The 6,465-nt window shown below is 36.4% G+C and carries 8 protein-coding genes; 2 read left to right on the forward strand and 6 right to left on the reverse strand.

Annotated elements, in window-relative coordinates; all coding sequences use genetic code 11:
• The 6 genes from RWZ99_RS08435 to RWZ99_RS08460 all read right to left on the reverse strand — a co-directional run.
• Positions 1-88: GTPase (locus RWZ99_RS08435; RefSeq protein ID WP_314678019.1), on the reverse strand; the 88-nt coding region annotated here is incomplete at its 3' end.
• A gap of 212 nt (positions 89-300) precedes the next feature.
• Positions 301-492, reverse strand: coding sequence for a DUF951 domain-containing protein (locus RWZ99_RS08440; RefSeq protein ID WP_037599384.1), 192 nt, complete (start codon positions 490-492; stop codon positions 301-303).
• A 50-nt stretch (positions 493-542) separates the two neighbouring features.
• On the reverse strand, positions 543-1,679 hold the full coding sequence (gene dnaN / locus RWZ99_RS08445) for a DNA polymerase III subunit beta (protein ID WP_314678009.1): 1,137 nt from the start codon (positions 1,677-1,679) through the stop codon (positions 543-545).
• A 154-nt stretch (positions 1,680-1,833) separates the two neighbouring features.
• The gene (gene dnaA, locus RWZ99_RS08450) at positions 1,834-3,198 is read right to left on the reverse strand and encodes a chromosomal replication initiator protein DnaA (RefSeq protein WP_314678011.1); all 1,365 of its coding nucleotides are present in this window, start codon (positions 3,196-3,198) and stop codon (positions 1,834-1,836) included.
• Between the two features lie 238 nt (positions 3,199-3,436).
• The gene (locus tag RWZ99_RS08455; protein WP_314678013.1) at positions 3,437-4,204 is read right to left on the reverse strand and encodes a ParB/RepB/Spo0J family partition protein; all 768 of its coding nucleotides are present in this window, start codon (positions 4,202-4,204) and stop codon (positions 3,437-3,439) included.
• 65 nt (positions 4,205-4,269) lie between these two features.
• The gene (locus RWZ99_RS08460) at positions 4,270-5,505 is read right to left on the reverse strand and encodes a trypsin-like peptidase domain-containing protein (protein WP_314678015.1); all 1,236 of its coding nucleotides are present in this window, start codon (positions 5,503-5,505) and stop codon (positions 4,270-4,272) included.
• A gap of 205 nt (positions 5,506-5,710) precedes the next feature.
• Between RWZ99_RS08460 and rlmH the strand changes: the two genes are divergently transcribed.
• Both rlmH and RWZ99_RS08470 read left to right on the forward strand, forming a co-directional pair.
• A complete protein-coding gene (rlmH, locus tag RWZ99_RS08465) occupies positions 5,711-6,190 on the forward strand; it encodes a 23S rRNA (pseudouridine(1915)-N(3))-methyltransferase RlmH (RefSeq protein ID WP_314678016.1) in 480 nt (159 codons plus the stop codon).
• A 15-nt stretch (positions 6,191-6,205) separates the two neighbouring features.
• Positions 6,206-6,465: DUF1275 family protein (locus tag RWZ99_RS08470; protein ID WP_314678017.1), on the forward strand; the 260-nt coding region annotated here is incomplete at its 3' end.

Here is a 6,465-nt window from a genome sequence, read left to right on the forward strand (position 1 = left end):
CAGCCTCCGCACCTGCTTTTGTAATTGCATTGAAAAGAGTTGATTTACCAACGTTCGGTAAACCAACGATACCTGCTGTTAAAGCCATTAATTTATTTCTCCATTAATAAAGTAATTTAGTTAATTATAACACAAAAATTGTTAAAAATAGGCAAGTTCCCTTTTAGAATCAGAAAAAGGTAAACAAGGAAAAATGCTACAAAGAGGACGATTAGGAACCCTAGGTACTTTTTACTTTGCCAGAGCGCTATAGCTCTCAATATAAGAATCTAGTAGTCAAGTGACGTCCGTAATACTCTATTATAAAACCTTTTTAAGCTTCTTTTCAAAATCATGACGACTCATCATGACCACATGATCACAATTTGTACAACGAATTTTTATGTCAGCTCCAAGACGGATCACCTCCCACTCGTTAGCTTTTTTTCCTGTTGCTTTGATGGTACAAGCATGTGGCTTCTTCATTTCTACTAAACTTCCAATTTGGTACATAACTTCCTCCCTAGTAAAAAAGTTATCCACAGTGGATAACTTTTTCGATTTTAGTTTGTTCTTACAGGTGTAATCAATTGAATAAAGTTTTCGCTGTCATCTGCTGGCGTCAAAGTGAATGGGCGTACTGGGGAAATGAAGCGAACACGAACTAACTCACTTTTAAGTGCTTTCAAAGCGTCTATCAAGTAAGTCGGATTAAAACTAATGACTAAATCACTTCCTGAAACTTCTTGCACATCAATATCCTCATTCACCTTTCCGACTTCTGGTGAGTTAACATGGGCACTAACATTACGATTGATGATTTCGAGTTTCACCGTGCCACTTTGACTTGCATTTGAAATCAGATAGGAACGTTCCATAGCAGAACGAAGGCTAGCTGTCTCAAACACAACCTCTGTTTCAAATGAATCTGACAAGAGACGATTAGTGTCTGGATAATTTCCTTCTAGTAAACGTGTATAGAAAGAGATAGTCTCACTACGGAATAGAATTTGATTTGCTGAGAAGAAAACTTCCAAAGTTTCAATACCATCACTAAAGACCGCTGATAACTCTTTAAGTGATCGGCTTGGGATTACTACATCAAAGTTATCTGCAGAATGTTCCAAAACAAGTTGACGTTGGCTCATACGATGAGAATCAGTGGCAACAGCTTTAAGATCTTTGTGATTTGAAAGAACAAAGTGAACTCCAGTTAAAATTGGACGACTTTCTTGCGTGCTTGCTGCGAATGACGTTTCAGCAATGATAGATTTTAATACTTTAGTGTCCATAATTAGTGGGGTCAAGCTGTCAACTTCTTGAATACGAGGATATTGTTCAACATCCTTTCCTTTTAGAGTAATCTCTGATTTACCACTCTTCAGTAATACTTGGTATTGTTCTATTTCTTCAAATGTAAGAGTAACATCAGGCAAGCTTGAGACAACGTTGATGAAAAAGTTCGCTTCTAAAAGGATACTACCTGGTTGTGTAATTAATAGACCTGCATTTTCTTCTGAAGCGGAGATACTATTCTCTATTGAGATTTGTCCATTTGAACCTGTCAAATAGATACCATCACTAGTAACTTCGATTTTTATAGTTGATAGAATGGGAATAGCATTTTTAGAAGAAATAGCACGGCGAGTTGTATGAAGGGCTTGTAGGAAATAAGCTTTATTAATCGCAAATTGAATCATGATGCTCCTTTATTTTATTAATATTATGTTAGTAGTAGTAGTAGGTCTTGTGGACATTGTGCATAAGTATTTGAAGCACAGTTTTATCAAGATTTTAGACTTGTGCACATCTTGTGGAAAACTGTGTATAATTCTTAGTAGTTATCCACAAGTGCTATTTTATCTTATTTTTGATGGTATCAATTTCAATGCGTAAACTGTCATCTTGAGCAAGCATATTTTTGATTTTATTGTAAGCATGTAGAACAGTTGAGTGATCTCTTCCTCCAAATTCTTTTCCAATTTTAGGAAGGGAGTTATCAGTCATTTCACGCGCAAGATACATGGCAACCTGACGTGCTAAGACAATATTTTGTGTTCGTTTAGTCGCCTTGATCTCTTTAACCGTGACATTATAAAATTTCCCAACCTCACGTTGGATGTCTTCAATCGGAATAAGAGTTAACTTAGGACCATCTATTTTACGTGCACGAATAGCTTCGGCAGCTACCTCAACTGTGATAGTATCTAACTGGCGGACATTTGCAACTAAGCTGATATCTTTCAAAGCTCCCTCTAAGTCACGGACATTTGAGTCAAATTGACCAGCTAAATACTCAATTGTTTCAGGTGGAAAATGGTAATCATAGTCCATAATCTTATTGGTAAGAATAGCAACTCGCGTTTCAAAGTCAGGCGGTGTAATATTTACAGTCAAGCCCCATTTGAAGCGCGTGACAAGACGCTCTTCCATCTCATTCAATTGATCTGGATTTCGGTCGCTAGTCAAGACAATTTGTTTATTATTATCGTGAAGGACATTGAAAGTATTGAAAAATTCCTCTTGAGTGGCTTGAGTAGATTTTTTAGCCAACGATTGTATATCATCAATTAGAAGCACGTCTAGATGGCGGTATTTGAGCTTTAGTTCATCCATTTTATCTAAACGGATATGTAAAACAAACTCATTAATAAAATTTTCAGCAGTTATATATTTGATTCGTGCTTGGGGATTGTCATGTAAGACCTTATTACCAATGGCATTGAGCAAGTGAGTTTTTCCCAGACCAGGTCCCCCATAAATGAATAAAGGGTTATATGTCGCTCCTGGTGAATCAGCTACAGCTAAGGATGCTGCTACAGACCAACGGTTTTCATCTCCTTGAATAAAATTATCAAAGGTGTACTTACTGTTTAAGTCAGAGTTCAAAGTGGGAAGAGCAGGTGTTTGTTGTTCCCTTTTATTGCTGAAGTCATTGTTTGCTAAAGTTGGGTTTGCTTCGCTTACGAGAGCTTCGTCAAAGACATACTCAACTTTTATTTCACTATTATAGACTTCAAATCCAGTCATCAAAATGAAAGATTGCATGTTCTTTTCCCAGAACAGTTTCTTTACTTCTTCAAGCAGAATTGTAGCAACGTTATCTTGAATTTTGATGAGCTTGGTATCTAGGACATAATAATCAAAAGTGGCTTGTGTTAGTTCCTCTTTGGCCAGCTCTAAGAGCTTATTCCAAAAAAAATGCTCTTTTTCGGTCATTCTATCAATTCTCCTTCTTTATTCTTGTCCTCTGATTCTATCATAAAACAAAAAAGTTTTCCACAGGTCAGAAAGAGAAAAGTTTCCCAGTTTATCCACAACCGCAAAAAAAAATTAACAATGTGAATAAAAGTTATCCACAAACTGTTGATAAAAAAAGAAACCCTCTAAAATAAAGGGTGGGCATCATTTTTATGATGTGGATAAGTTTGACTAGCCTTTTTCTAAAATTAACAGCTTAGATAAGCTTGTTGATAATTCTGTTAAAATCTTCTTCAGTCGAAAAGTGTATTTTAATCGTTCCTGAGTGATTTTTGTGATAACGTAGAGTCACAGGAAGACCCAGTGATTTTTCAAGTTCTTTTTCTTTATCTTTTACATGGATATCTTTTTTTGATTTTTGTTTTCTAGGAAGTTCCTGAAGTTTTTTTTCGAGAGTACGAACAGACCATCTTTCAGTCAAAACCTGCTGAAAGATGGTTAACTGCTTTCGTGAATCCTCAATAGCTAAGAGTGCTCTAGCATGTCCCTGACTCAGACTTCCGTTTTCAATACTTGTTTGTATCTCTAGCGGAAGTTGTAGTAGTCTGAGAGAGTTACTAATATATGGTCTAGATTTTCCCATAGCTTTAGCAAGCTCCTCGTGACTATAAGCTAACTCATCAATTAAATTACGATAGGCCTTTGCTTCTTCAATAGGATTGAGATTTGATCGTTGTAAATTTTCAATAATAGCTTGTTTACGACTCTCTTGATCTGTAACTTTCTTTACAACTGCAGGGATTTCTGTCATCCCCAAACGTTTACAGGCACGTAAACGTCTTTCTCCAGCAATTAGTTCATAACCAATAATGTCAGATTTTCGGACAATAATTGGTTGTATTAAACCATTTTCTGATATTGACTGACTTAGTTCTACTAACTCTTCATCGGAGAATTCTAGACGAGGTTGAAAAGGATTGGGGTAAATTTCACTAATAGGTAAAGTTTTGAGTTGTTCTGACATGTTGTTCCTTTCCAAAAAAAGACCTTTACATTATTGTAAAGGTCTTTTGACAGATTTGTCAATGATTAATCAGATAAGTCTTCTGTAGATTTTGTTAATTTAAGTTCTACAGTTTTCTTATCTTTACCTCGATAGAAGGTTACCTTGATAGTATCTCCGATACTATGGCTGTAAAGATTGGTTTGAATATCAGTTTTTGAGCTGATTTCCTTACCATCAATCTCAGTGATAACATCATTTTCTTGAAGTTTACCATCAGCTGGCATACCTGTCTGAACACTACCGACAACAACTCCAGATTTGACCTCATCTGGTAAATCTAATTTAGAAGTTGCGCTACTAGAAAGGCTATTAAGATCTGCCATTGAGATTCCTAGTGCTGGTCGTGTAACTTTACCATCTTTTTCTAATTGATTGATGATTTCGACAACATCGTTTGATGGAATGGCAAACCCCATACCTTCAACAGCACTACCAGCGACTTCAGACGTTGATGAAATTTTACTTGAGTTAATACCGATAACTTGTCCTTCAATATTGACTAGGGCACCACCAGAGTTACCAGGGTTAATGGCTGCATCTGTTTGGATAGCATTTGTTGATACAGTTTCACCATTATCGTTTTGCATAGTGACAGTACGGCTAAGGCTAGAAACGATTCCTTCTGTTACTGAGTTGGCGTATTCGGTACCAAGCGGGCTACCGATAGCAATTGCTTTTTCACCAACAGTAAGTGAGTTTGAGTCTGCAAATTCTGCAACAGTTGTGATTTTATCTGAAGATACTTTGACAACTGCTAGGTCAGAGAAAGTATCTTTACCAACAAGTTCACCAGTAATTTTTGAACCATCCGAAAGCATGATTTCAAGTTTTTTAGCTCCATCGACAACGTGGTTATTGGTTACGATGTAAGCTTCTTTGCCATCTTTTTTATAGATGACTCCAGAACCTTCACCAGCGACCTGGAGACCATCTGAATCTTGTGAATTTTCTTGACTAGAATCAGAACTGTCCCCCCCGCCAAAGATACGGGCATAAAGGTCATTTAGAGAATCTGAAGATGAACCTTCTTGATAATTGATGACAGAAACAACGGCATTTTGGACTTTCTTAACAGCCTTAGTTGTATCTGTTGTATTGCTGTAGACAGTCTTAGCCGTTTTTATTCCTGTGTCGGTTGTATTGGTAAAAGATACCCCTGCTGCTGTCAGTAGGATAAAGGCACCTAGTAAACCACCTAGTAAGCCAACAACTAGCATTGCAATTGGCGCTACTATTTTTTTCCAGTTAAATTTTTTCACGTTTAGTCCTCCTTCTTGATAAACATATCAAAGTAAGCTTAATTATATCATAAAGTGATTTTAAAAAAAAGTTATTAACATTCTGTGGATAACTTTTAAAAATGTAGATGATAGGCTATTGTATATGGAATAAATAGTGGTTATGAAATATGCAAAGGTGTGGATAAGGTGTTAAAAGATTGTGGATATGTGCTATAATGAATTTATGAAAGTTAAATTGATTACTGTTGGAAAATTGAAAGAAAAATATTTGAAAGATGGCATTGCAGAGTATATCAAACGACTAGGACGCTTCACAAAATTTGAGTCTATAGAGTTGACGGATGAGAAGACGCCGGATAATGCAAGCGAAGCTGAAAATAAAGCTATCCTAGACAAAGAAGGACAGCGTATTTTGGATAAGGTTGGTGACCGTGATTACGTCATTGCCTTAGCAATTGAGGGAAAGCAATTTCCTTCAGAACAGTTTGCCAAAGAGTTAGAGCAAGCGACCCTGAGAGGTTATTCAGATATTACTTTTATTATAGGGGGGAGTTTGGGGCTATCCCCTAAAGTGAAAAATAGGGCTAATCAATTGATGAGTTTTGGTCTCTTGACTTTTCCTCATCAGCTTATGCGCCTTGTATTAGTGGAACAAATTTATCGCGCATTCATGATTCAGCAAGGAAGTCCTTATCATAAGTAGAAAAAGGAAATCGACATGTTCAAAATGAAAAAACGCTCTTATCGTGTTTTTGAAGGTTTACGAGTAGCAACTCTAGTTAGTTATATAGGGGGCTTTATTGATGCCTATACTTACAATACTCAAGACGGACGATTCGCAAGTATTCAGACAGGGAATCTCCTCTATTTAGTCATTCACCTTGTTGAAGGACATATTGCAAGAGCTTTTAGCTATGTAATACCTATTTTTTTCTTTGTTTTAGGTCAGTTTTTTGTTTTTTTTGTTAAGAAGTGGCT

It is taken from the genome of uncultured Streptococcus sp. (genome assembly GCF_963545685.1).
Lineage (GTDB): Bacteria > Bacillota > Bacilli > Lactobacillales > Streptococcaceae > Streptococcus.